The organism is Burkholderia sp. FW306-1C-G01B, from assembly GCF_058781685.1.
The window spans coordinates 88701-115294 of record NZ_JBYSWZ010000010.1; the positions used below are offsets into that span (position 1 = coordinate 88701).

General features: G+C 68.9%; 18 protein-coding genes. 8 read left to right on the forward strand and 10 right to left on the reverse strand.

Annotated features, from left to right (window positions below):
* Positions 1-34 precede the first annotated feature (34 nt).
* The 3 genes from AC3WLY_RS20765 to dnaE all read right to left on the reverse strand — a co-directional run bounded on the left by AC3WLY_RS20765 (position 35) and on the right by dnaE (position 6286).
* Positions 35-1213, reverse strand: a complete 1179-nt coding sequence (locus tag AC3WLY_RS20765) for a glycosyltransferase family 9 protein (protein ID WP_492310000.1) — start codon at positions 1211-1213, stop codon at positions 35-37.
* Positions 1214-1391: 178 nt separating this feature from the next.
* A complete protein-coding gene (locus AC3WLY_RS20770) occupies positions 1392-2480 on the reverse strand; it encodes a glycosyltransferase family 9 protein (RefSeq protein ID WP_175962917.1) in 1089 nt (362 codons plus the stop codon).
* A 272-nt stretch (positions 2481-2752) separates the two neighbouring features.
* On the reverse strand, positions 2753-6286 hold the full coding sequence (dnaE, locus tag AC3WLY_RS20775) for a DNA polymerase III subunit alpha (RefSeq protein WP_492309999.1): 3534 nt from the start codon (positions 6284-6286) through the stop codon (positions 2753-2755).
* Between the two features lie 216 nt (positions 6287-6502).
* Between dnaE and AC3WLY_RS20780 the strand changes: the two genes are divergently transcribed.
* Together AC3WLY_RS20780 and gluQRS are read left to right on the forward strand one after the other, a co-directional pair.
* Positions 6503-7357 (forward strand): sulfurtransferase, encoded by an 855-nt coding sequence (locus AC3WLY_RS20780; RefSeq protein ID WP_492309998.1) that lies wholly within the window; start codon positions 6503-6505, stop codon positions 7355-7357.
* Between the two features lie 19 nt (positions 7358-7376).
* A complete protein-coding gene (gene gluQRS, locus AC3WLY_RS20785; RefSeq protein ID WP_492309997.1) occupies positions 7377-8270 on the forward strand; it encodes a tRNA glutamyl-Q(34) synthetase GluQRS in 894 nt (297 codons plus the stop codon).
* Between the two features lie 172 nt (positions 8271-8442).
* Here gluQRS and AC3WLY_RS20790 read toward each other — a convergent pair whose 3' ends face one another.
* From AC3WLY_RS20790 to purT, 4 genes are all read right to left on the reverse strand, one after another.
* Positions 8443-9924 carry a DEAD/DEAH box helicase gene (locus AC3WLY_RS20790; protein WP_492309996.1) on the reverse strand — a complete coding sequence of 494 codons (1482 nt, stop codon included), beginning with the start codon at positions 9922-9924 and terminating at the stop codon, positions 8443-8445.
* Between the two features lie 461 nt (positions 9925-10385).
* Positions 10386-10766 carry an MliC family protein gene (locus AC3WLY_RS20795; protein ID WP_175962852.1) on the reverse strand — a complete coding sequence of 127 codons (381 nt, stop codon included), beginning with the start codon at positions 10764-10766 and terminating at the stop codon, positions 10386-10388.
* 79 nt (positions 10767-10845) lie between these two features.
* Positions 10846-11031: a DUF6726 family protein gene (locus AC3WLY_RS20800; RefSeq protein WP_175962851.1), complete on the reverse strand. Its 186-nt coding sequence runs from the start codon at positions 11029-11031 to the stop codon at positions 10846-10848.
* Positions 11032-11049: 18 nt separating this feature from the next.
* Positions 11050-12264: a formate-dependent phosphoribosylglycinamide formyltransferase gene (gene purT / locus AC3WLY_RS20805; RefSeq protein ID WP_175962850.1), complete on the reverse strand. Its 1215-nt coding sequence runs from the start codon at positions 12262-12264 to the stop codon at positions 11050-11052.
* Between the two features lie 212 nt (positions 12265-12476).
* Here purT and AC3WLY_RS20810 point away from each other — a divergent pair, with 212 nt between their 5' ends.
* Together AC3WLY_RS20810 and AC3WLY_RS20815 are read left to right on the forward strand one after the other, a co-directional pair.
* Complete coding sequence (locus AC3WLY_RS20810; RefSeq protein ID WP_072440796.1) at positions 12477-13022, forward strand: META domain-containing protein; 546 nt, start codon at positions 12477-12479, stop codon at positions 13020-13022.
* Between the two features lie 177 nt (positions 13023-13199).
* Positions 13200-17951, forward strand: a complete 4752-nt coding sequence (locus AC3WLY_RS20815; protein WP_492309837.1) for a DNA translocase FtsK — start codon at positions 13200-13202, stop codon at positions 17949-17951.
* Positions 17952-18051: 100 nt separating this feature from the next.
* Here AC3WLY_RS20815 and AC3WLY_RS20820 read toward each other — a convergent pair whose 3' ends face one another.
* On the reverse strand, positions 18052-19296 hold the full coding sequence (locus tag AC3WLY_RS20820) for a lactonase family protein (protein WP_492309838.1): 1245 nt from the start codon (positions 19294-19296) through the stop codon (positions 18052-18054).
* 163 nt (positions 19297-19459) lie between these two features.
* On the opposite strand from AC3WLY_RS20820, the gene AC3WLY_RS20825 reads away from it, so the two are divergent.
* The gene (locus AC3WLY_RS20825; protein WP_175962847.1) at positions 19460-21289 is read left to right on the forward strand and encodes a glycoside hydrolase family 15 protein; all 1830 of its coding nucleotides are present in this window, start codon (positions 19460-19462) and stop codon (positions 21287-21289) included.
* 211 nt (positions 21290-21500) lie between these two features.
* On the forward strand, positions 21501-22973 hold the full coding sequence (locus AC3WLY_RS20830) for a polyhydroxyalkanoate depolymerase (RefSeq protein WP_310138745.1): 1473 nt from the start codon (positions 21501-21503) through the stop codon (positions 22971-22973).
* Between the two features lie 81 nt (positions 22974-23054).
* On the opposite strand, the gene AC3WLY_RS20835 is transcribed toward AC3WLY_RS20830, so the two are convergent.
* Positions 23055-23687, reverse strand: coding sequence for a TetR/AcrR family transcriptional regulator (locus tag AC3WLY_RS20835; RefSeq protein ID WP_034184817.1), 633 nt, complete (start codon positions 23685-23687; stop codon positions 23055-23057).
* A gap of 156 nt (positions 23688-23843) precedes the next feature.
* Between AC3WLY_RS20835 and rsxB the strand changes: the two genes are divergently transcribed.
* Both rsxB and nth read left to right on the forward strand, forming a co-directional pair.
* Entirely contained in the window at positions 23844-24848 is a 1005-nt protein-coding gene (gene rsxB / locus AC3WLY_RS20840) for an electron transport complex subunit RsxB (protein WP_492309839.1), read from the forward strand.
* Positions 24845-25489, forward strand: a complete 645-nt coding sequence (gene nth / locus AC3WLY_RS20845) for an endonuclease III (RefSeq protein WP_175962844.1) — start codon at positions 24845-24847, stop codon at positions 25487-25489. The genes rsxB and nth overlap by 4 nt, the downstream gene beginning before the upstream one ends.
* Before the next feature lie 80 nt (positions 25490-25569).
* Here the strand turns inward: nth and AC3WLY_RS20850 are convergent, their stop codons facing one another.
* The gene (locus AC3WLY_RS20850) at positions 25570-26499 is read right to left on the reverse strand and encodes a DMT family transporter (RefSeq protein WP_310138754.1); all 930 of its coding nucleotides are present in this window, start codon (positions 26497-26499) and stop codon (positions 25570-25572) included.
* Positions 26500-26594 lie beyond the last annotated feature (95 nt).

The window sequence follows — 26594 nt, forward strand, 5'->3', positions numbered from 1 at the left end:
GAAGCAAAAACGCGCGTCTTCCGCGCGTCAGTCGTCAGTCGGATCCGGCGCGATGCAGTCGCGACGTATCGACGGCGCCCTCGGCCGGGCCCGGCGGATTCAGCCCGAGCATCTCGGCCGCCGCGGCTTTCACGCGCTGCGCGCCGAGATTGGCGAGGCAATCGCTGCGGCTGTCGACCTTGCGCTCGCAGCCCTCGTGCCGGCACGGCACGCAATCGCCCTCCCCCTGCAGCAGCCACACGTTCCCGTGCCGCCCCGAGCCGCGCAGCGGCCACGGATTCTCGGTCGCGGGCCAGTGCTGCGGCCACGGCCCCCAGCGCACGGGGTCGGACGGGCCGAACAGCGCGATCGTGTCGGTGCCCGTCGCAGCCGCCACGTGCGTCGCGCCGGTGTCGGGCCCGATGAAGAGCCGCGCGCGCCGCACGAGCTCCGCGCTCTCGCCGAACGTGAGGCGGCCGACCAGATTCAGCACGTCGCCGCCCGCTTCGGCCGCGACCTGCTCCGCATACTCGCGCTCGCGATCGGCTGGACCGCCCGACAACGCGACCGCAAAGCCGCGCTCGCGCAGCCAGCCGATCATCTCGACCCAGCCTTCGAGCCGCCATTGCTTGTAGCGGAACATCGGATACGGATGCAGGACGACCAGCGGCTTGCCGTCGCGGATCGCCGGCGACTCCGCGAGCCATGCGTCGAAGCGCGCGCGCCGCGCGGGATCGTCACCGATGCCGGGCGCGACGACCTCGGACACCGGCTCGATGCCGATCACGGGTGCGAGCGCAAGCGTGCTGACGACCGTATGCGCGGATTCATGGTGATTGATCGCGATGCCGTTCAGCATCATCCGCGTGAGCCACGTGACGCGGTCGGGATCGACGAGGCCGACCCGTTTGCGACCCGCGAACCAGCTATAGAAGCGCGGCCGGTCGGAACTCAGCGCCGCGCACGCGAGATCGTAGCGGCGCCACATCGACAGCGCGTCGCGCAGCCGCTCGCGGAATCCCGCGCGCTGCGCGACGACGATCACGCGCCGCACGTCCGGATTGTGCTCGAGCACGCCCTCGGTGCCGCGAAACACCAGCATGTCGATCTGCGCATCGGGCCAGCGAGCCTTCAGTGAACGCACGAGCGGCGTCGTCAGCAGCACGTCGCCGATACGGCGCGGCGCGGCAACGAGGATGGTTCTGGGCGGGCGGGCGGAGGAAAACAGGGCCACGGCGATCGGTCTGTCTAGCTGGCTGAACAAGGCTGGCAATGTACAGGATTTTGCAGCAGCCGGCGCGGCATCGCGAACCGGCCGTGCAGGACGCGCTGATGTGCCCCCTGATGCGACCCCGCCTGCGGGCGCGGTGCGGCAGGCGCCGGCGCTTGCACCGTGTGCGGTGCTTGCGGCGCTACGAAGTGATGGTCAGGACCGCGGATGTCGCGGCGGCCGGCGGCCGTGCGCGTGCCGCATCCGCCACCGGCTCGTCGCAATGGCCGGCCTGCGGCAGCAGATGACGCACGGCGCGCTCGACCGCGTCGACACCGATCGCGTCGACGGTCGCGCCGGCGCGCAGGATCACATGCGGCACGCCGAGCGGATGCCAGCGCAGGTATTTCTCGGGACGGTCCTCGAACAGCGCGGCCACCGGCACGCCGAGCGCCGACGCGAGATGCACGGGTGCGCTGTCGGCCGACACGATCGTATCGAGCAGGCTCGCGGCGGCCACCAGATCGGCGACCGACGACGGCACGACATGGCGCGCGCTCACATCGCGCCACGCATCGTCCTCGGCGGTATTGCGGATGGCCGGATCGCGGAACACGATCACGTCGGCGAACGGCGCGAGCCGCTCGCCGAGGTCGCGCCAGCGATCCGCGGGCCAGCGGCGCTCGGCCGCCTTGTTCGACACGAACAAACCGACGCGCGGCTTCGTACGCTCCCCGAGCAGGCGATACCACGCGTCCTGCAACGTGCGATCGGGATGAACCGACAGCCCGAGGCGGTCGACATCGGCACGACCGAGTTCGGGCACGAGCCGGAACCCCGACAGCGCCTCGTGGCACATCGGCCGCTGCGCGATGTGTTCGGGCTTGCGATCGTCGAATTCGGTCTCGGCATCGTGCCAGCGGCAGTCCTTCGCACCGAGCTGGCGCGCGAACTGTATGCTGCTGCGATGCATGCCGCCGTTCGGCACGACCACGAGGTCGAACCGCAGGCGACGCAGGCGGCGCACGAGCCGCAGCCGGTCGAAGAGCGCGCGCATCCGCCCGGGACGGTCGTTGCGTTCGCATTGGCGGCTGTACACGTACGTGTGAACCGTGTGCACGTCCGGGTTGCCGGCCAGCGCGGCCGCGTTGTAGCGGTTCGCGACCACATGCAGTTCCGCGCCCGGCCAGCGCTCCTTCAGCGCACCGAGGAACGCGGTCGTGCACAGCATGTCGCCCAGAAAATCAATCCGGATCACGAGGATCCGGCCCGTCGGGTTCCAGTTGGCCATGGTCATGTGGTGACTGTCAGTTTTTATCGTCGCGACGGGCTGATGCACCGGCATCCTGTTCCGGGACGGCCTTGTCGCGCGTTGCCGCTCGCCGCGTGGATCCGCCCCCGTTTGTGTGCGCGCGTGCGAGCGCGGCTGCGCCGGATTGTATAGCGTCCGGATGGCCGGCCCAAGACCCGGGTACCCGAAGATGTAAAAACGGCCCGCCGCACCGCACGATGGCGATGCGACGGGCCGCGTATCGCGACAGCCGTCCGGTGGTCGGGATGCGGTCAGTACGTGATTTCGACGACACTGCCGTCGAACGCCGCGCGCAGTTCCGCGAGCAGCATGTCGCTCGGCTTCACGCGCCACGCGTCGCCGAGACGCATTTCGCCTTGCGCCCGCGCGTTGCTGTAGTGGATCTGGACCGCGAGGCCGTTCGGCAACGGCGCCTGCGGGCGACGGCCGCCGTCACGCCCGCCGCCGCGCGGCGCGGGCGCTTCGACCGCATGCGCGGCAGCGGGATCGTCCTTCGACACGTGCGGCTCGAGCACGCGGCGCAGCGCAACTGCGTCGGCGTTGCCGTTCATCGTCAGCCGCACGGCCTGCGCATAGCGGCTGCGCGCACGTTCGAGATCCATCACGGTATCGGTCGTGAAACGGATGCCGCCCGTGAATGCGTCGTTGCGCGCCTGCCCCTGCACGATCAGCAGTTCGTCTTCCTTGAACAGCGCCTTGTTCGCCTCGAACTGCTCGTTGAAGATCGTGATCTCGCACTGGCCCGAACCGTCGTCGAGCAGCGCGATCAGCATCTTGCCGCGCTGGGTCATCTGCGTGCGCAGCGATGCGATGATGCCCGCGACGAGCTTGTCGCGCCCTTCCTTCAGGTCGCCGACCTTTTGCCGCACGAAGCGGCGCACCTCGTCGCGATACGCGTCGAACAGGTGGCCGGACAGGTAGAAGCCGAGCGCGCCCTTTTCTTCCTGCAGGCGACGCTTGTCGTCCCACGCCGGTTCATCGACGAGCGCATGCGCGTGCGGCGACTCGGCGCCCATGTCGAACAGCCCGGCCTGCATCGCGTTCGCCTCGGCCTGGTCGGCCGCTTCCATCGCGAGCGGCACCGACGCGAGCATCTGCGCGCGGTTCGCGTTCAGCGAATCGAACGCGCCGGCGCGGATCAGCGCCTCGACGGTGCGGCGGTTGACGACGCGCCGGTCGATCCGCTCGCAGAAGTCGAACAGGTCGGTGAACGCCTTTTCCTCGCGAGCGCGCAGGATTTCCTCGATCGCGTTCTGGCCGCTGCCCTTCACCGCGCCGAGGCCGTAGCGGATCGTGCGCGAACGCTTGCCGTCGGCTTCGGCAACGGGCTCGAACCGGTAATGCGACTGGTTGATGTCGGGCGGCAACACGGTGAGGTTGTTCACGACGCAGTCGTCGAACAGGATCTTCACCTTGTCGGTGTCGTCCATCGCGAGCGTCATGTTGGCCGCCATGAATTCGGCCGGATGGTGCGCCTTCAGCCATGCGGTGTAATACGCGAGCAGCGCGTACGCGGCCGCGTGCGACTTGTTGAAGCCGTAGCCCGCGAACTTCTCCATCAGGTCGAAGATCTCGTCGGACTTCTCGCGCGTGAGGCCGTTCTTCGCGGCGCCCTCGGCGAAGATCTCGCGGTGCTTGGCCATCTCCTCGGGCTTCTTCTTGCCCATCGCGCGACGCAGCAAGTCCGCGCCGCCGAGCGAGTAGCCGCCGATGATCTGCGCCATCTGCATCACCTGCTCCTGATAGACCATGATGCCGTAGGTCTCTTTCAGGACGGGTTCGACGCGCGGATCCGGATAGTCGACCTTCTCGCGGCCGTGCTTCCGTGCGCAGAAGCTCGGGATCAGGTCCATCGGGCCCGGACGGTACAACGACACCAGCGCGATGATGTCCTCGAAGCGGTCGGGCTGCGCATCCTTCAGCATGCCCTGCATCCCGCGGCTTTCCAGCTGGAACACCGCGACCGTGTTGGCCTTCTTCAGGATCTGGAACGAAGCCGGATCGTCGAGCGGCACCTGCGCGAGCGACCAGTCGGCCTTCGACGGATCGAGGCGGCGAATGTAGCGCTCGGCCCAGTCGAGGATCGTCAGCGTCGTGAGGCCCAGAAAGTCGAACTTCACGAGGCCGACGGCTTCGACGTCGTCCTTGTCGTACTGGCTGACGACGCCGCCGTCGTCGCCCTGCGTGTACAGCGGGCAGAAATCGGTCAGCTTGCCGGGCGCGATCAGCACGCCGCCCGCGTGCATCCCGACGTTACGCGTGAGGCCCTCGACGCGCTGCGCGAGATCGAGCAGCTGGTGGACTTCGTCCTCGTGGTCGTAGCGCTCCTGCAGCTGCGGCTCTTCCTTCATCGCGTCGGCGATCGTCACGTGCTTGCCCGGCTTGAACGGGATCAGCTTCGCAACGCCGTCGGTGAACATGTAGCCGAGGTCGAGCACGCGGCCGATATCGCGCACGGCCGCCTTCGCAGCCATCGTGCCGAAGGTGGCGATCTGCGACACGGCGTCCGCGCCGTACTTCTCCTTCACGTACTGGATCACGCGGTCGCGGCCGTGCTGGCAGAAGTCGATGTCGAAGTCGGGCATCGACACGCGCTCCGGGTTCAGGAAGCGCTCGAACAGCAGGTTGTAGCGCAGCGGGTCGAGGTCGGTAATGCCGAGCGCGTACGCGACCAGCGAACCGGCGCCCGAGCCGCGGCCCGGGCCGACCGGCACGCCGTTGTTCTTCGCCCAGTTGATGAAGTCCGCGACGATCAGGAAGTAGCCGGGGAAGCCCATCTTCGTGATGGTCCCGCACTCGAATTCGAGGCGCTTGTAGTACGTGTCGCGCTGCGCGTCGCGTTCGGCTTCGGCCGGATAGAGCTGCACGAGCCGGGTCTCGAGCCCTTCCTTCGACAGCTGGACCAGGTAGTCGTCGAGCGACATGCCGTCCGGCGTCGGGAACAGCGGCAGCTTCGGCTTGCCGAGCTCGAGCTTCAGGTTGCAGCGTTTCGCGATCTCGACCGTGTTCGCGACCGCCGACGGCAGGTCGGCAAACAGCGCGACCATGTCGTCCTGCGTGCGGAAATACTGGTCGGTCGTGAAGCGCTTCTGGCGCCGCGGGTTCGCGAGGATGTCGCCTTCCGAGATGCACACGCGCGCCTCGTGCGCGGTGAAATCGTCGTCGGTCATGAACTGCGTCGGGTGCGTCGCGACGACCGGCAGCTTCAGCGACGCGGCGAGCGTCGCGGCCTGCTGGATATACGCCTCGGCGCCCGGCTGGCCGTACCGCTGCAGCTCGATGTAGAAGCCGCCCGGAAACACCTTCGCCCAGCGCTCGGCGTGACGGCGCGCTGCTTCTTCGTTGCCGGCCGCGAGCGCGAGCCCGATATCGCCCTGCTGCGCGCCCGACAGCGCGAGCAGCCCCTGCGCGAGTTCGCCGTCGAGCCAGCTCGCGTCGAGTTCCGCGCGGCCGCGATACTGGTTCGTGAGCCATGCCTTCGACAGCAGCTCGCAGAGATTCAGGTAGCCGACCTTGTCCTTCACGAGCAGCAGCAGCCGCGACGGCTTGTCGCGATCGTCCGGATTGGCGATCCAGACGTCGCAGCCGGCGATCGGCTTGATGCCCTTGTCGCGGGCTTCCTGGTAGAAACGGACGAGGCCGAATGCGTTGCCGAGATCGGTAAGCGCGAGCGCGCCCTGGCCGTCCGCGGCCGCCGCCTTGACGATGTCGTCGAGACGCACGATGCCGTCGGCAATCGAGAATTCGGAGTGAACGCGAAGATGAACGAAGCGGGGATCTGACATGGGCGTTATTGTAGCCGCGTCGCCGCGCAGGCTGCCCAAAAAATCCCCGCACTGGCCGTACGGCCGATGCGCGCGACGCCGCGTCGCGCTGCCTGCCCAACGGCCAGATGCCGAAGCGCGCGCGGTTTGCGGGATAATACGGTTTTTCGAATCATCGCCACGGCTTCGCACCCTTTTTTGCGAGCCGCCGTGCGGCCGTTTCCCCGTCGGACCATCATGACCATCGTCAACCTCGCCGCCTACCACTTCGTGTCGCTCGACGCGAACGAGCAATGGCGCCCGCTCGTCACCGCCCGCTGCAACGAACTCGACCTGCGCGGCACGATCCTGCTCGCGCCGGAAGGCATCAACCTGTTCATCGCCGGCACGCGCGAAGCGGCCGACGCGTTCGTCGACTATCTTCGCCACGATCCGCTGTTCGAGGGCAAGTTCGCGACGCTGCAGTTCAAGGAAAGCCTGTCCGACTCGCAGCCGTTCCGCCGCATGCTCGTGCGCCTGAAGCGCGAGATCATCACGATGAAGAAGCCGGCGATCAAGCCCGAGCTCGGCCGCGCGCCGTCGGTCGACGCGCGCACGCTGAAGGCATGGCTCGACCGCGGCCATGACGACGCGGGCCGCCCGGTCGTGATGCTCGACACGCGCAATGCGTTCGAGGTCGATGTCGGCACGTTCGACGATGCGCTCGACTACCGGATCGACAAGTTCAGCGAATTCCCGGAAGTGATCGATGCGAACCGCGCCGATCTCGACGGCAAGACGGTCGTGTCGTTCTGCACGGGCGGCATCCGCTGCGAGAAGGCCGCGATCCACATGAAGGAAATCGGCATCGAGAACGTGTACCAGCTCGAAGGCGGGATCCTGAAGTATTTCGAGGAAGTCGGCGGCGCCCATTATCACGGCGACTGCTTCGTGTTCGACTACCGCACCGCGCTGAACCCGCAACTCCAGCCCACCGAGAACGTCACGTGCTTCGCGTGCCGCGCGGTCGTCGCGCCGGAAGCGCAACAGTCGCCGAGCTACGTGCCCGGCAAGTCGTGCCCGGCCTGCGCGCAGGCAGCCAGCGCCGCGTAAGCGCGCGCCCCGCGCTCAAATGAACGGCTATCGCGGCCGCTTCGCGCCGTCGCCCACCGGGCCGCTGCACTTCGGCTCGCTGGTCGGCGCGCTCGCGAGCTGGCTCGACGCACGCGCGCACGGCGGCGCATGGCTCGTGCGCATCGAGGATCTCGACGGCCCGCGCACGGTACCCGGCGCGGCCGACGACATCCTCGCGACGCTCGCGCATTTCGGCATGACGCCCGACGAGCCGCCCGTATGGCAAAGCACGCGCGATGCCGCGTATACGTCCGCGCTCGAGCAGCTCGTCGCAGCGGGGCTCGTCTATCCGTGCGGCTGCACGCGCAAGGAAATCGCCGACTCGCTGCGCGCCGCGCACGAGCGCCACACGACGCTCGCGTATCCGGGCACCTGCCGCACCGGTCTGCACGGCAAGCCTGCACGCGCATGGCGGCTGCGCGTACCGGACGGCGACACGGCGATCGTCACGTTCGACGACCGCTGGCAGCACGCGCAATCGCAAAACCTTGCGACCGAAGTCGGCGATTTCGTGTTGAAGCGCGCGGACGGGCAATGGGCCTATCAGCTCGCGGTCGTCGTCGACGATGCCGATGCGCGCATCACGCACGTCGTGCGCGGCGCCGACCTGCTCGATTCGACCGCGCGCCAGATCCATCTGCAACACTGCCTCGGCGTACCGACGCCGCGGTATCTGCACGTGCCCGTCGTCGTCGATGCGAACGGCGAGAAGCTCAGCAAGCAGACGGGCGCGACCGCGCTCGAGCGCGACGATCCGCTGCCGACGCTGCAGGCCGCGGCCGCGCATCTGGGCCTCGCGCCCGATGGCGCGCTCGCTGGCACGACGCTGGATGCGTTCTATGCGGCCGCAACGGCCGCATGGGCGCGGCGCTTCGGGCCGCGGGCCGGCTGAAGCGCCCGGCAAGCCGTTTCGCGCCGGTCGAGTGCCGGTTGCATCGCTCGCCGCCAACCCACGTCCCGCCCCCCGTCCAACCACGGCTCCAATAAAAAAACGGGCGCATGCTCATCGCATGCACCCGCTTTTCCGGCAGCGCTCGCGCGCCGCACCGCCACGTCCGTCGAGCTTACGCCGACGGCTTGCGCGGCATCCCGAACCCGCCGAGCAGCGCGGCGACCTGGCGCTTCGGCCCTTTCTTCTCGGGCTGCTGCGCCGGCTGTGCGTCGTCCGACTGCTTCGCCGCCGCCGACGGCTCATACGGCTTCAGGAAGAAATCGTCGACCGGCGCTTCGTGGCGACGGTGATGACCACTACGCTCGGAACCGGCCGAGCGGCGCGCCGATGCACCGCGATGCTCGTCGCGTTCGCGCCGGCCACCGCGCTCGCTGCTGCGGTCGCCGCTACGCTCGCCGCCACGGTCGTCCTGACGATGGCGCGCCGGCTTGTCGAGCGCGAGCGTCTGCACTTCGAGCGGACGCTTGATCAGCTTCTCGATATCGGCGAGCTGCTTGCGCTCGTTCGGGCTGCACAGCGACAGCGCGTCGCCGGTCGCGCCCGCGCGGCCGGTCCGGCCGATCCGGTGCACGTAGTCTTCCGCGCTGAACGGCAGGTCGAAGTTGATCACGGCCGGCAGTTCGGCGATGTCGAGGCCGCGTGCGGCCACGTCGGTCGCGACCAGCGCCTCGATTTCGCCGCGCTTGAACGCGTCGAGCGCCTGCATCCGCTCGATCTGCGTCTTGTCGCCGTGGATCGCCGACGCGACCACGCCGTCGCGCTCGAGATTGCGCGCGAGCCGGCTCGCGCCGATCTTGCTGTTGCAGAACACGAGCACCTGCTTGAGCCCGCGACTGCGCAGCAACTGCACGACGGCCGTCTGCTTGTCGCCTTCGGCGACGTCGTAGACGATCTGCGTGACGTTCGCGTTCGTAGAGTTGCTGCGCGCGACCTCGATCGTCTGCGGGTTGCGCAGGTAGGTCGACGCGAGCTTCTTGATTTCCGGCGAGAAGGTGGCCGAGAACAACAGCGTCTGGCGCTCCTTCGGCAGCAGGTTCAGGATCCGCTGCAGGTCCGGCAGGAAGCCCATGTCGAGCATCCGGTCGGCCTCGTCGAGCACGAGCATCTGCACCTGCCCGAGGTTCGCGGTCTTCTGCTGCACGTGGTCGAGCAGGCGGCCCGGCGTCGCGATCAGGATCTCGACGCCGCGGCGCAACTCGGCCATCTGCGGGTTCATGTCGACGCCGCCGAACACGACCGCGCTGCGCAGCGGCGTGTGCTTCCCGTACGCATGCACGTTCGCGGCGACCTGGTCGGCCAGTTCGCGGGTCGGCGTCAGAATCAGCGCGCGCACCGGGTGGCGCGCGGGCGATGCGCTCGTGTTGGCCTGCGGCAGCAGGCGCTGGATGATCGGCAGCGAGAAACTCGCGGTCTTGCCGGTGCCTGTTTGCGCGGCGCCCATGACGTCGCGGCCGGCGAGCACGACCGGAATGGCCTGCGCCTGGATCGGCGTCGGCGTCGTATAGCCCTGCTCCACAATGGCTTTCAGGATATCGGCGGCAAGGCCGAATTGGTCGAAGGTTGCGTCGACGGGCTTGGCGACAGAATCGGACATGGTGGCGTTTCGCTCAAAAGGCGCGGCGGGGACATCGTGCGTCAGGCCAGCCGGGCCTGCGCTCATCACAATTCGGAAATAGACGGAGCCGCGGCGCGCCGCGCGGCGCCGCTCTGGCGCTTGGGACCGGTTCAATGCGAACGCTGGACACCAGGCCGTGCGGACTCCGTTCGGCGCGAATGCCGGCGGAAAGGGCCGTATTGTAGCACTGCGCGGCCATCTGTCCGCGACAACGCCGCGAACGGCCGCAGCGGCAGTTCGCGCGGCGAGCCCGGACAGCGCCGCACGGCCGGCGAGCGGCCCGGTCGGGCTATCCCGATCGGGCGTCGAGCGATATCAGGGGCCCGATCAAGAACGGCGTTGCCCAGGCGTCCGCGGCGGGCCTGAGCGCCGAACCTTCAGGTCCGGCAGCCGGCTGGCGCTGGCGCCTGGCGGACACGATCCACGATCGCGCCCGGCGCTCAGCCCTTCTTCTTTTTCTTCTCGACCTGCACGCAGTCGCCAAGCAGCGGCGGCGACTTCTGGTCGGCGATCTCGTCGCGCAGCGTCGCTTCCTTGCCTTTCGTCCACCACGTATAGCGGCCGGCCTGATAGCGCGCGCCCGAAGCCGACACGGTATCGACGAACAGCAGTTGCCGCCCGTTGACCGGCACGAGCGCGAAGCTCTGGCCGTTGCCCGCGAGCCAGTACGACACGCGCACGGGCTGCTTCTGGTTCGCGCACTCGTAGAAGGTCTGCTGGCGCGAATCGGCGTCGATCTCTTCGACGGTCAGCTGCGCGGCATGCGCGACGGAAACGGCGGTGCCGGCGAGCGCGAGTGCGGCGACGGTTTGGCGAATCATGCAGGTCCTCTCGCGAGACGGGTGGAAACGCGCCCTCGCGGGGCGCGGTTATTGTGGGTCATCGCACCGGTTATCGTCGTCAGGGATCGATGACGTCGGCGCACGCGTCGGTCGGCGCGGCCGCGACATGGCCGACGAGTGGCACGATCTTGAGCCCGGCCGATGCCACCCGGCACGGCGCGGCCGCGAGGCCGCAACCCGCGAGACCCGCGGCAAGCGCCAGCGCGGCGCCCAGCTTTCCGATACGCAGCCAGATCGACGCCATCGCCCTCTCCTCGTTCCGTCAGCCGGCCGACACGGGCCGGACGGCCGCGGCGGCGCGCTTCGCGCGTTCGCGGGCTTCGTCGACGGTCGCGCCGGTCGCCAGCGCGACGCCCATGCGCCGCTTCGCAAAACTTTCCGGCTTGCCGAACAGGCGCAGGTCGGCACCCGGCACCGCAAGCGCGTCGCGCACGCCTTCGAACGCGATCCCGCGCTCGTCGAGCCCGCCGTAGATCACGGCCGACGCGGCCGGCGTACCGAGCGCCGGATCGACCGGCAGCCCGAGAATCGCGCGCGCGTGCAGCTCGAATTCCGACTGGCGCTGCGACGCGAGCGTGACGAGGCCCGTATCGTGCGGCCGCGGGCTCACCTCGGAGAACCACACGTCGTCGCCGCGCACGAACAGCTCGACGCCGAACAGCCCGCGCCCGCCGAGCGCCTCGGTGACCTTGTGCGCGATCTCGCGCGACTTCTCGAGCGCCACCGCGCTCATCGGCTGCGGCTGCCACGACTCGACGTAGTCGCCCGCGACCTGCACGTGGCCGACCGGTTCGCAGAAGTAGGTGCGCGTGCCGAGCGTCGCCGGGTCGATCGCGCGCACGGTCAGTTGCGTGATCTCGTATTCGAAATCGATGAAGCCCTCGACGATCACGCGGCCGTGGTTCACGCGCCCGCCCGCCATCGCGTAGTCCCACGCGGGCTTCACGTCGGCTTCGGTCTTCACGACCGACTGCCCCTTGCCCGACGACGACATCACCGGCTTCACGACGCACGGCATGCCGATCTTCGCGACCGCCGCGCTGAAGGCCTCGAACGATTCCGCGAACGCATACGGCGACGTCGGCAGCCCGAGCTCCTCGGCCGCGAGCCGGCGGATCCCTTCGCGGTTCATCGTGAGTTGCGTCGCGCGTGCGGTCGGGATCACCTCGGCGAGGCCGGCCGCCTCGATCGACGCGAGCGCGTCGGTCGCGATCGCCTCGATCTCCGGCACGATCAGGTGCGGGCGCTCGGCCTCGACGATCGCCCGCAGCGCGGCGGCGTCCGTCATGTCGATCACGTGCGCGCGATGCGCGACCTGGTGACCCGGTGCGTCCGGATAGCGGTCGACCGCGATGACTTCTACACCGAGCCGCTGCAACGCGATGATGACTTCCTTGCCGAGTTCGCCGGCGCCGAGCAGCATGACGCGCGTGGCCGAGGGTGAAAGCGGCGTACCGAGCCGCTGACCGATCTGCATGTGATTTCCCGCTTCTGGTGGAGGACGAAAACGGCTCCGATGTTAACACGCGCCACGACGCCGGTTTGGCGGTTTCGCCGCGCCGCTGCCCGGCCGTGCGCCGCGCGCGGGCAGGCTGCGAACGTTTTCGCGCGCGAAGTGTCGGCTCGCCTGCCGCGGGGCGGGTGCGTTACTCTTACGCCTTGATCAGAATCCGATGAGGAACGAGGCTCATGTCCCACCTGTTCGCAGCCGCACGCGCCCGCACCGGCCTGCTTCGCCCGCTGCGCGCGCCGCTCTGCGCGTTGACGCTTGCCACGCTTCTCGCCGCCTGCGCGATGCCGACCCACCCCGATTCCGCCGCCCCCGCCCCCGACCCGTACAACCCGGCCGCCGTCCAGTTGCTCGACGACACGAGCTGGGAGCTCACCAGCTGGCTGAACGCCGACGGCACGCAGCGCACGATCCCGCACGGCGACAACGGCGAGCCGATCAAGCTCGCGCTGTCGACCGACTCGGGCATCCGGCGCGCCAGCGGGTTCTCGGGCTGCAACCGCTACATGGGCACCTACGCGATCAAGAACGGCCTGCTGAGCTTCGGGCCGCTCGCCGGCACGCGGATGGCCTGCCCGAATACGCTCGGCGGCCAGCTCGAACACGCGTACCTCGACGCGCTCGCCCATATCGAGAAGACCGGCGTGCAGATGCGCGAACCCAAGCAACTGCAGATCGTGACCAATGCCGGCGCAACGCTGACCTTCACGCACCGGAGCCCCTGATGCACCGCGCGCGCGAAGGCCGGCCGACCGCCTTCGCGTTGCGTGTCGCACGCGTGTGCCGGACGCACGCGCAGCACGGCGTGAAACGAATTCACGCCGCCTTAGAATCTTGTTCGCCGGCCGGTTAAACTCGGCGGGTCGCGCCCCGCGCGCCCCTCCCCACTCCTGTTTCAAAGCATGCACACGGTTGTCTTCGGCTGGTTCGGCATCTCCGCCGTCTGGTTCCTCCTTCTCTTCTGGCGTCTCGTGCAGGCGATGCTGCCCGGCGGCGGCGGCCTCGCCGGCCGCGGCTCGATCCGCCTGTGGCTCGGCTTCGCCGCGGTGTTCGTCGCAAGCTGCACGCTCACGAGCGCGCTGTCGGGCCCCGACACGAACGCGCTCGGCCACGCGTTCTCCGCCGGCTTCGCCCATGTGCTCGGTCCGATCGGCACGCCGGTCGCGATGGTCGTGCTGTTTTTCGCCGGGCTGCCCTGGCTGACCGGCATCGGCTGGCGCCAGTTCGCCGCATGGGTCGACACGTCGTTCGGCGTCAAGCTGTCGCGCGAGCGCGACGACGACGATGCCCGCGGTATCGCCGACCTGCCGCGCAGCGCACTGCATCGCGACGACGACATCGTACAGCCGACCACCGCGCATACCGTCAACTCGATGGCGCCGCGCCAGAACGGCCGGTATTCGCGCCCGACGCTGTGGAAACCCGACCCGCAGGCGCGGCCGAAGCCGCGCAGCAAGACGCCTCCGCGTCCGCACACGGAACCCGTCGCGCCGTCGGGCTGGCTGAAGCCGACCGCGACCGGTCGCAGCATGCCGGCGCCGCCCGCGCCGATGCCGGCCAGCGCGATGCCGCCCCCGACGACCGGCAGCACCGCCAGCCTCGCGCGTGCGGCGGCGAACTCGCAAGTGCCGCGCCCCGATCCCGCCCCGCTTCCGGTCGGATTCGAACCCGTCCGGCCGCGGCCGACGGCTGCGCGACCGGCCACCGCTGCGCTGAAACAGGCTGCTCCGCACACCACGGTCACGCCGCGGCCAGCCAGCGCGCCGCCGCCGCGCCCGCCCGTGCGACCGGCGGCGGGAATCGGCGCGGCCGGCCTGCCGCCCGACACCGCGCGACGCCGCCCGGCACCGCAAACGCCGGCGCGCGCGCCACTCTATGCATGGACGGAAAAACCCGCGGCGCCGATCACGCCGGCGCCGAGCGTTCACGACACGCTGCGCTCGATCGAGGCCAGCACCGCACAATGGGCCACACTCGGCGGTTCGCAGTCGACCGATGCCGCGCACGCGGCGGCAGCCGCCGCAACCGTGGCCGGTATGGCAGCGACAGCCGGCAGCGCTGCCGCGCCGGTGTCGGCTGCCGTGTCGAACGGGTTCGCCTCCGCGACGCACAGCGTCGCGGCCCATGACGCCGGCGCCACGGTCGAACACGACGCGGCGCCCGCTTACGACGACAACGCGCCGATCATGCTGGATGCGTTCATGCCGGCAGAGTCCGGCACGGCGCGTGCTCCGGTTGCCGATACGGGTGCCACGACGTTCGACGACGTCGTCCCGCAGACGCTGCCGGATACCGGCATCGACAATGCGGCGTTTTCGCATCGCGGCGCCCCCGAGATCCGGCACGCCGACGATGCGCCCGCCGCGCCGTCGTTCGACGCGCCGATCGACCTCGCTCCGTGGGAAGACCTCGCCAGCCAGCCGGTTTCCGCGTTCGACGGATCGGCCGGTAGCCCGATCGCTGCGTCGCCGACCGGCGCGGCGGGATCGCAGCCGGCCAATGCGGCCTTCGCGCAACCGCTAGACGAGGCGGTTCACGGCATCGCTGCAAGCAAACCGGTTGCGTCCATCGATACCGGTGACAAGTACGACGCGCAACCGGCTCCTGCGATCGATCGCCTTGCACCGGCCCATGCGCCGCAGGGCATCGCCGATGCTCACGCCGACGTCCAACCCGCCGCGGAGATCGCTCCGTTTGCTGTCCTCCCCGCTTCATCGATCGCAGATTCGTCGGCACGCGCCGTTTCCGACGCCGTGCCGCTTGCGGCAGGGTCGGCACTGACTGCATCGCATACCGCATCTGAAACCGTCGAGCCGAAAGCCGCAGAGCGCGCCGCGCCGCTGTCGGCAATCGCGCAGGGCGCCACGCCTGCGACTGATTGGACGCGGACGCCGTCGATTCCGCCGACGGTGCAACCTGCGACGACAAATACGGCCGTCTTCGCAGGATTGCCGAAATCGCAGCCAGCTCGACCGTTTGCCGCAGCACCGACGGCTTCGGCCGCCGCTACTTCGCCGCTCGGCGGCGCCGCTCACGGCGCGACCGCGCAGGTACCTGCATCTGCATCGAGCTTGGCGCCCGACACAGCTGCGGCTGCACCGGCCGGCGTAACCGGCACGGCATCCGCTTCGTTTTCTCAGCCGGCCGCGTCGGCATCGACCGTTGCACCGGTCGCTTCGACTTCACCGGTCGGCGTTACCGGTACTGAATCCACTTCGCTTTCGCAGCCGGCCGCCTCGGCACTGACCTTTGCACCGGTCGCTTCGACTTCACCGGTCGGTGCAACCGGCCCGGCATCCGCTCCGCTTTCACAGCCAGCCGCCTCGGCACCGGCCGTCGCATCGGTAGTATCGGCGGCGCCGGTCGGCGTTTCGGGCGAGACTTACGGTTCACTCTCCCGCGAATCAACGCCCGCATCGACCGCTGTACCCGCCACGCCACCATCGACGGCCGGCGCGTCGGATTCGACATTCAACTCGACCGCGCAAGCGCCTGCATCGGCGGCAACGCCTACGCCCGCTCCCGCGGCGCCTGTGAGTTTCGCGTCCGGCTCGATCGCCGCGCAGCCTTTCGCGCCCGCATCGACTCTGTCGGCCAACACGGCAGCCTCGTCGACCGGCACGACATTCGGCCGATCCGGCTCAACCGCACCGCAACCGGCGGCCAGCCTGCCGGTTCCGCCAGCCGCTTCCGTCGTAACGACATCGTCCTCGGGCACAGTCACCCCGATGACCACAACCGCAGCGGCCCCGGTTCAACCGGACGCAGGCGCGCCTGTCATCGCGGCCGGATCGCTGGCGTCCATCGCGGCAACGACCGCGACGCAGCCCCCGCCGATCGCATCGGCGCCTGCGGCAACCGCAACTACGACGTTCGCTGCACCGCCCGCCCCTGCCGCATCGTCGGCAAGCTGGTCGGTGCCGAATGTGTCCGCGACACCGACTGCCGCATCGATCGCAGCACCGCAACCGGCAACCGTTCCCGGCGCGGGCCTACCCACGCCAGCGACTGCCGCTGCCGCGCCGACGCTTCCCGTTGCCGCCCCCGTCGGCGCAATCGCCACCGTGGCAACCGAACCGGCCGCGCCTGCCGCGGCCGACCCAAACGCCGCCCCCGACACCCCCGCGCGCCAGCCGCGCCCGAACGCGTTCGAATTCCACGCGCCCGCGTCGTTCAACGTCGAACTGCCGACGCTCGACCTGCTCGAGCCCGCGTCCGACGACGTCGAAATGATCACCGAGGAACACCTCGCGCAGACGGCCCAGGTGATCGAGCAGCGACTGCAGGAATTCAAGGTGCCGGTGACGGTCGTCGGCGCGTCGGCCGGCCCCGTGATCACGCGCTTCGAGATCGAGCCCGCGCTCGGCGTGCGCGGCAGCCAGATCGTCGGCCTGATGAAGGACCTGTCGCGCGGCCTCGGCCTCACGTCGATCCGCGTCGTCGAGACGATCCCCGGCAAGACCTGCATGGGCCTCGAACTGCCGAACGCGAAGCGCCAGATGATCCGCCTGTCGGAAATCCTTGCCGCGCGCGAGTACCAGCATTCGCCGTCGCAACTGACGATCGCGATGGGCAAGGACATCACCGGCCACCCGGTCGTGACCGATCTCGCGAAGGCGCCGCACATGCTCGTCGCCGGCACGACGGGCTCGGGCAAGTCGGTCGCGATCAACGCGATGATCCTGTCGCTGCTGTACAAGGCGACGCCCGAAGACGTGCGGCTCATCATGATCGACCCGAAGATGCTGGAACTGTCGGTCTACGAAGGCATCCCGCACCTGCTCGCGCCGGTCGTCACCGACATGAAGCTCGCGGCAAACGCGCTGAACTGGTGCGTCGGCGAAATGGAAAAGCGCTACCGGCTGATGTCAGCCGTCGGCGTGCGCAACCTCGCGGGCTTCAACCAGAAGATCCGCGACGCGGAAGCGAAGGAAAAGAAGATCGGCAACCCGTTCTCGCTGACGCCCGAGGATCCCGAGCCGCTGTCGAAGCTGCCGCTGATCGTCGTCGTGATCGACGAGCTGGCCGACCTGATGATGGTCGCCGGCAAGAAGATCGAAGAGCTGATCGCGCGCCTCGCGCAGAAGGCGCGCGCGGCCGGCATCCACCTGATCCTCGCGACGCAGCGTCCGTCCGTCGACGTGATCACCGGTCTGATCAAGGCGAACATCCCGACGCGCGTCGCGTTCCAGGTGTCGTCGAAGATCGATTCGCGCACGATCCTCGACCAGATGGGCGCCGAATCGCTGCTCGGGATGGGCGACATGCTGTTCCTGCCGCCGGGCACCGGTTACCCGCAGCGCGTGCACGGCGCGTTCGTCGCCGACGAGGAAGTGCACCGGATCGTCGAGTACCTGAAGCAGTTCGGCGAACCTCAGTACGAGGAAGGGATTCTCGACGGCCCGGCCGCCGACGGCGCGACGCAGGACCTGTTCGGCGAAGCGCCGGACGCGGAAGCCGATCCGCTGTACGACGAAGCCGTCGCGTTCGTCGTGCGCACGCGGCGCGCGTCGATCTCGTCGGTGCAGCGGCAGTTGCGCATCGGCTACAACCGCGCCGCGCGCCTCGTCGAGCAGATGGAGGCGGCCGGGCTCGTATCGGCGATGGGCATCAACGGCAGCCGCGAGGTGCTCGTGCCGGCCGCGGCCGACTGAGCAAGGCGGCCGCCCGGCCGCGATCGGCCGGCGCGGGCGCACCGCGAAACCGGCCGCCCCGGAACACGAAGGGCGCTGCATCGGCAGCGCCCTTCGTCATTTACAGCGCCGGCACCAGCTTGAAGTCGACCGGCTTGCCGACCGCAACCTTCTGCGGATTCGCGCCGAGCTGCCCCGTTTCGGCATCGCGGCTGAACACGTAGAACGTATCGCTGTCCTGGTTGCCGACGATCAGCCACTTGCCGGTCGGATCGATCAGGAACTCGCGCGGCGTCCTGCCGAGGCTCGACTGGCGGCCGACGTGCTTCAGCCGGCCGTCGGCCCGGTTCACCGCGTAGATCACGATGTCGTTCGCGTCGCCGCGGTTGCTCGCATACAGGAAGCGGCCGTCCGGCGACAGATGAATCGCGCCGCCGCCGACCTTGCCCTTGAAGCCCGGCGCCGTCATCGGCACCGTCTCGACCGGCGTCAGCTTGCCGTCGTGGTAGCCGAACACCTCGACCGACGCGTTCAGCTCGCTCGTCACGTACGCGAACCGGCCGTCGGCGCCGAACACCATGTGGCGCGGGCCCGAACCGGCCTTCACCGGCGTGTAGCGCGTGTCGGTCGGGCCGATCAGCCCGCGGCTGCCGTCCACCGTGTAGCGGTAGCCGTAGAGCTTGTCCGCGCCGAGATCCTGCACGAACAGGTAACGGCCGTCCGGCGAAAACACCGTCGAGTGCACGTGCGCGCCGTCCTGGCGGCCCTTCACGGGCCCCGTGCCCTCATGGTGCACGGCCAGCACGGCCTGGCCGACCGCGCCGTCGTCGCGCAGCGGGAACACCGCGAAGCTGCCGCCCGGATCCGACGCAACCGAATAGTTGGCCGTCACGAGGTACTTGCCGTCCGGCGACAGCGCGAGATAGCAAGGATCGTTCCCTTCCGACGACACGCGGTCGATGAAGGTCAGCGCGCCCGTCTTCGCGTCGAAGCGGAACGCGCTGACGCCGCCGCGCTGCGTCGCCGGCCCGTCGTCGCCGGGCAGTTCGTTGACCGCGTAGACGGTGCGACCGTCGCGGCTCGGCAACAGATACGACGGATTCACGGTCTTCGCCGACGACACCGGCGCGACGCTGCCGGTTTTCGTATCGAAGCGATAAACGTAGATCCCGTCGCTGCCGCCACCCGTATAGGTGCCGACGAGCAGGTTGTAGACGCCGTCGGCCGGGGCGGGCGATTGCTGCGCAAATGCGTGGGTCGCGGACAGGGAAAGCACGATCGCGAAACCTTTCATCCAGTGAGCGAGCCTAAGCGGGAACCGTCGTGTCGAAGCGCGTGCGTCATGCTCGCGTAAACGGTTGGGCATTGAATCCTCCTTGCATCGAGTCGCTTCAAGTGTTGAGATAGGACGAAACGCCGGCCATTCACGCGCTCCGCCGCCCGGCCGAGTATACGGGGCGCAGCGCCGGCACGTGAAGCCCGGGCGCCGCCGTCCGCATTGTGAACTCGAAACCAAGGATCGCCTGCCCATGCCCGCCCTGATCGAAGACTACGCCCTCGTCGGCGACGGCCACACCGCCGCGCTGATCGCAAAAGACGGCTCCGTCGACTGGCTGTGCTGGCCCCGCTTCGATTCGGGCGCCTGCTTCGCGGCGCTCGTCGGCACGCCCGAGCACGGCCGCTGGCTGCTCGCGCCGGCCGCCGACGCCGCGATCACGCACACGACCCGCCGCTATCGCGGCGACACGCTGGTTCTCGAAACCGACTACGAAAGCGCCGACGGCGCCGTCACCGTGATCGACTTCATGCCGCCCGGCAATGGCTGGTCCGAACTGGTGCGGATCGTCGTCGGCCGCCACGGCACGATGAAGATGCGCATGGAGCTCGTGTTGCGCTTCGACTACGGCTTCTCGGTCCCGTGGGTCACGCAACTGACCCGCGAGGACGGCATGAAGGCGATCGCCGGCCCCGACACCGTCGTGCTGCGCACGCCGGTGCCGCTCGCCGGCAAGAACCTTCATACGATTGCGGAATTCACGGTGAGCGCCGACGAACGCGTGCCGTTCTCGCTCAGCTACGCGGCATCGCACATGCGGCTGCCGCCCGCGCGCGACCCGCTGTCGATGCTCGCGCGCACCGAGAACTACTGGCTCGAATGGTCGGGCCGCTGCCAGGTGCAGGGCCGCTACGCGGCCGCCGTGCGCCGTTCGCTGATCACGCTGAAGGCGCTCGCGTACGAGCCGACCGGCGGTATCGTCGCGGCGCCGACCACGTCGCTGCCCGAGAAGATCGGCGGCAACCGCAACTGGGACTATCGCTACTGCTGGCTGCGCGACGCGACGATCACGCTGCTCGCGCTGATGCGCGGCGGCTACTACGACGAGGCGCGCGCATGGCGCACGTGGCTCGGCCGCGTGATGGCCGGCTCGCCCGAGCAGATCCAGATCATGTACGGGATCGCCGGCGAACGCCGACTGCCGGAAATGGAACTCGACTGGCTGCCCGGCTATCAGGACTCGAAGCCCGTACGCATCGGCAACGGCGCCGCGAACCAGCTCCAGCTCGACGTGTTCGGCGAGGTGATGGCCGCGCTGCACCTCGCGCGCGTGGGCGGGCTGCAGGCCGACGACACGGTCTGGTCCGTGCAGTGCGCGCTGCTCGACCATCTCGAGAAGATCTGGCAGGAACCCGACGAGGGGGTCTGGGAAACGCGCGGCGGCCGCCGTCATTTCACGTTCTCGAAGGTGATGGCGTGGGTTGCGTTCGACCGCGCGATCAAGTCTGCGGAAATGTTCCGGCTGCCCGGCTCGCTCGACCGCTGGCGCGCGCTGCGCGAGCGGATCCATGCCGACGTATGCGACAACGCGTGGCACAAAGACAAGCAGGCGTTCGCGCAGAGCTACGGCAGCGACGAACTCGACGCGAGCGTGCTGCTGATGCCGCTGCTCGGCTTCCTGCCGCCGGAAGACCCGCGCGTCGTCGGCACGGTCGAAGCGATCGAGCGGGAATTGCTGCACGACGGGCTCGTGATGCGCTACCGCACGACCGAATACGACGACGGCCTGCCGCCCGGCGAAGGCACGTTTCTCGCGTGCAGCTTCTGGCTGGTCGACAACTACGCGCTGCTTGGCCGGATCGACGACGCGCACCGCCTGTTCAGCCGGCTGCTCTCGCTGTCGAACGATCTCGGGCTGCTCGCGGAAGAGTACGACCCGGTTGCCGGGCGGCTCGTCGGCAACTTCCCGCAGGCGTTCTCGCACGTGGCGCTCGTGCATACCGCGATGAACCTGATGCACCACGAAGACGCAATGGCGCGCGCGGCCGGCCAGCCCGCACCGGCGATGGCCACGGGGCGCTGAACGAGGCGCGGGCAGCTTTTTCAGAGAACGTCAAATCGCAAAATTTTGATGAAAAATCGCGGAAATGTTGCATTGCAACATTCATGGTTGTCCGATATGATCGACACGATTGACCGGCCGCAGTGCAACATGGCCGGCCGCTGACCCCCACGGCACGCCGCGACGCCCCACGCCGCCCTTGCGCACCGTCCCCCACGCGGGAGTAGTCTGCATGCTTTACCAACTGCACGAATTCCAGCGGGCGATGCTGAGCCCGCTCACGGCCTGGGCCCAGGCCGCCTCCAAGTCGTTCGCCAATCCGTCCAGCCCGTTCTCGCTGATGCCGGGCGCGACGCGGATGGCCGCCGCGTACGAACTGATGTACCGGCTCGGCAAGGATTACGAGAAGCCCGAATTCAACCTTCACCAGATCGTCAAGGACGGCCACAACATCCCGATCGTCGAGCAGACGATCGTCGAGAAGCCGTTCTGCCGGCTGCTGCGTTTCAAGCGCTATTCGGACGACGCCGACGCCGTCACGCAGTTGAAGGACGAGCCGGTCGTGCTGGTCTGCGCGCCGCTGTCGGGCCACCACTCGACGCTGCTGCGCGACACGGTGCGCACGCTGCTGCAGGATCACAAGGTCTACATTACCGACTGGATCGACGCGCGGATGGTGCCGGTCGAGACCGGCCCGTTCCACCTGCACGACTACGTCGCGTACATCCAGGAGTTCATCCGTCACATCGGCGCGCGCAACCTGCACGTGATCTCGGTGTGCCAGCCGACGGTGCCGGTGCTCGCGGCGATCTCGCTGATGGCGAGCCGCGGCGAGGACACGCCGCTCACGATGACGATGATGGGCGGCCCGATCGACGCGCGCCGCAGCCCGACATCGGTGAACTCGCTCGCGACGCAGCACTCGACTTCGTGGTTCGAGAACAACGTGATCCACACGGTGCCCGCGAACTATCCGGGCGAAGGCCGCCACGTGTATCCGGGCTTCCTGCAGCACACGGGTTTCGTCGCAATGAACCCGGAACGGCACGCGCAATCGCACTGGGATTTCTACCAGAGCCTGCTGCGCGGCGACGAGGACGACGCCGAAGCGCACCGCCGCTTCTACGACGAATACAACGCGGTGCTCGACATGGCCGCCGAGTATTACCTCGAGACGATCCGTATCGTGTTCCAGGAATTCCGGCTGGCCGAAGGCACGTGGGATGTCGAAGGCGAGCGTGTGCGACCGCAGGACATCAGGCACACCGCGCTGATGACGATCGAGGGCGAACTCGACGACATCTCGGGCAGCGGCCAGACGCACGTCGCGCACGAACTGTGCACGGGCATCCCGCAGGACCAGCGCCGCAGCCTGACCGCCGAGAAGTGCGGTCACTACGGGATCTTCTCGGGCCGCCGCTGGCGCACGATCATCTACCCGCAGCTGCGCGACTTCATCCGCGAGCATGCGCCGGAACCGAAGCCCGGCGCGACGAAGGTGCAGCCCGTCGCACCGGCGGCCGCGACGCTCGCGGCCGTGCCGGCCGGCAACGCGCAAGCCGAAACGACACGTGCCACCACGGCGAAGCGCACGCGCGAGAAGGCAACGGTCACGGCCGCCGCGCCCGCCAAGGCCGCACCGGCGGCGAAACGTGCCGGCAGCAGCCCGCGCGCAAAAGCCGTACGCACGCGCAAGGCCGCCTGACGCACCGCGTTCCGACGAAAAAACGCCGCCGTTGCCTGCGCACGGCGGCGTTTTTGCATCCGGCGGGCGCTGGTCGGCGCGTCAGCGCCGCAGCAGATACGCGAGCAGCACCTCGGTGTTCATCCGGACCATTTCCGCGCGCTCGTCGGTGTCGGTGAAGTCGCGACCGAGCGTCGCGGCGAGCGTGAAGCGGTTCGACACGATGTAGTAGCCGAGCCCCGACAGCGTCACGTAGAAACGCAGCGGATCGACGTCGCTGCGGAACAGCCCGGCCTTCTGGCCGCGCGTCAGCACGTTGCCGAGCTTTGCGACGATCGGCGACATCATCTCGCGGATCCGCGTCGACTTGTGCAGGTAGCGCGCTTCGTGCAGGTTCTCGTTGTTGATGAGCCTGAGCAGCTCCGGGTGGTCGCGGTAGTAGTCCCAAACGAAATGCGCGAGCCGCGTGACGGCTTCGACCGGCGCGACGCCGTCGAGATCGAGCACGCGCTCGGCCTCGGTCAGCGCGGAGAACGCATGTTCGAGCACGGCTGTAAACAGCTGCTCCTTGCTGCCGAAGTAGTAATAGAGCATGCGCTCGTTGGTTTCGGCCCGGCGCGCGATCTGGTCGACGCGTGCGCCGAACAGCCCTCCACTTGCGAACTCTTCGGCTGCCGCCATCAGGATGCGACGGCGCGTACCTTCAGGATCTCTTTTGATTTTTGGCTGATTCATGGTGGCGTTTTGCTATGTGAGCCGCGTGATCCGGACCGGCACCCCCACCGCCTCGGCGCCGGCCGCCGTGGAACGGGCGCGCCGCGTGCGGCCGCCCTCCTGCTGAGCCCCTGCAAAAAAGCGGTTCGATTATGCGCACAGACGGCGTCCAGCGCAATGCGGGAAATCGGCGATAATCAAGCTTTGGCAAACCTTTCCGGCCGCGCCCCGCGCGGCCGAGAGCCATTCGGCGCCGCTGCGCCCGTTGTCACCGTGACCGACTCCAAAACACTCGCGGATCGTATCGAAGATCTGCTTCCCCAGACGCAATGCACGAAGTGCGGCTATAACGGCTGCCGCCCGTATGCCGAGGCAATCGCCGCCGGCGATGCGAACTACAACCAGTGTCCGCCCGGCGGCGCCGAAGGCATCGCGCGCCTCGCCGGCCTGCTCGGCAAGCCGGTGATTCCGCTGAACCCCGTCAACGGCAGCGAGCATCCGCGTGCCGTCGCATTCATCGACGAAAACCTGTGCATCGGCTGCACGCTGTGCATGCAGGCATGCCCGGTCGACGCGATCGTCGGCGCACCGAAGCAGATGCATACGATCGTCGAGTCGCTCTGCACGGGCTGCGACCTGTGCGTGCCGCCATGCCCCGTCGACTGCATCGCGATGCTGCCCGTGACCGGCGATCGCACGGGCTGGGACGCGTGGTCGCAGGAACAGGCCGATGCCGCGCGCGAACGCCATGACCTCCGGCTCGCCCGCCAGCGCCGCGAACGCGAGGCCGCCGAAGCGCGCGCCGCCGCACGCCGCGCGGCCAGTGCCGGCGCTGCGAAGCCGGCCGCAGAACAACCCGCAGCGCAGCCGGGCACGCCGGCCACCGCACCGGCCGCCGACGATGCCGACGCGAAGAAACGCGCGATCATCGCCGCTGCGCTCGAACGCGCGCGCAAGAAGAAGGAAGAACTCTCCGGGCAAGGCGCCGGGCCGAAGAACACCGAAGGCGTGAGCGCGGCCGTCCAGGCGCAGATCGACGCGGCCGAGGCCCGCCGCAAACGGCTCGCCGAACAGCAGGCGCAGCGCGACGCCGAAGCCGCCGCGGCGGACGGCGACGACCACGACGCAGGCAACGACGACCAAGGCAGCCCGTCCGCACCGCCCGACCAGAACGCTCCATGAACGCCAGCAAAAGACACGCGATCTACGAAACGCTGCAGAGCCTCAATCCGCATCCGACCACCGAGCTCGAATACACGACGCCGTTCGAGTTGCTGATCGCCGTGATGCTGTCCGCGCAGGCGACCGACGTGTCGGTCAACAAAGCGATGCGGAAGATGTTTCCGGTCGCGAACACCCCGCGACAAATCGTCGCGCTTGGCGAGGAAGGCGTCACCGAGTACATCAAGACGATCGGTCTTTACCGAACCAAGGCGAAGAACGTGGTCGCGACGTGCCGGATCCTGCTCGAGCACTACGACGGCGAGGTGCCGGCCGATCGCGAAGCGCTCGAAAGCCTGCCGGGCGTCGGCCGCAAGACCGCGAACGTCGTGCTGAACACCGCGTTCGGCCAGCCGACGATCGCGGTCGACACGCATATCTTCCGCGTCGCGAATCGCACGGGGCTCGCGCCGGGCAAGGACGTGCGCGCCGTCGAGGCCGCGCTGGAGAAGTTCACGCCGAAGGAATTCCTGCAGGACGCGCATCACTGGCTGATCCTGCACGGGCGCTATGTGTGCAAGGCGCGCAAGCCCGAATGCTGGCACTGCGCGATCGAGCCGCTGTGCGAATTCAGGCCGAAGACGCCGCCGCCCAACGAATAAGCGTCAGGCGCGACAGAGGCGCATCGCGCCGGCCCGCCACGCAGGCTCCGTCACGACGTACACGCCCTTCCCTTCCCCGACTACGCGTTGGACGTCGCGGTCGCATCGTCGGCCGCCGCGCCGCCCGCGCGCACGAGCGCCAGCACGGCCGCAAGGATCGCGACGCCGCCCGCCCACTGCAGCGGCGACAGCGCTTCACCGAACAGCAGCGCCGCGAGCGCGACCGTCACGACCGGTTCGAGCGTCGACAGCATCGACGTGCGCGCGGCCCCGAGCCGCTCGAGCCCGGCGAAGAACGCGAGCATTGCCGCGACCGTCGAGACGAGCGCGATCGCGAGCATCGACGCCCAGCCGCCGGCCGTCGCGGGCCAGCGCGGCGGCGCGCCGAACGCCGCGGTCCGCACGACGGCGATCGCCACGAGCGTCGCGGTCGCCGACAGGCAGATGATCGCGGTGGTCGCGAGCGGATCGACGCCGCGCGTCGCCTTCGTGCCGCCGACGATGTACAGCGAATAGATTACCGCGGCGGCCAGCGCGAGCGCGATCCCGAGCGGCTCGCCGTGCCCGCCGCCGACCATCAGCGCCGAACCCGCGACGCACAGCACGAGCGCGACGGCCTTCGCGCGCGTGAGGCGCTCGCCGAGCCACCACGCAGCCAGCAGCGTGACGAACGCCGGATACAGGTACAGCAGCAGCGCGACGAGGCTCGCCTGCGCGTGCTGCAGCGCGCTGAAATAGCAGAACGACTGGCCGACGTAGCCGAGCGCGCCCATCGCCACGAGCGGCGCGAGCGCGCGTGTGCGCGGCCACGCGACACGGCGGTGCCGCGCGATCGCGGCAAGCACCGCGCCGCCGATCGCGAAGCGCACGATCAGCAGCCCGAGCACGTCGACGCCGGCCGCGTATGCGTACCGGCCGAAGATCGCCATCGCGCCGAACGCGGCGGCGGACAGCGCGACGTAGAGCGTGCCCTGCAGGGCGGCGGACGATGAGCGGGCGGTGGCGGTCATGACGGAACGGATGAGAACGGCACGGTGAAGGGAATCGTCGGAGTTTAGCGGCGCGGCGGCGGCAAGCCTAGGGCCCGTTCACGCTTCACGCTTAC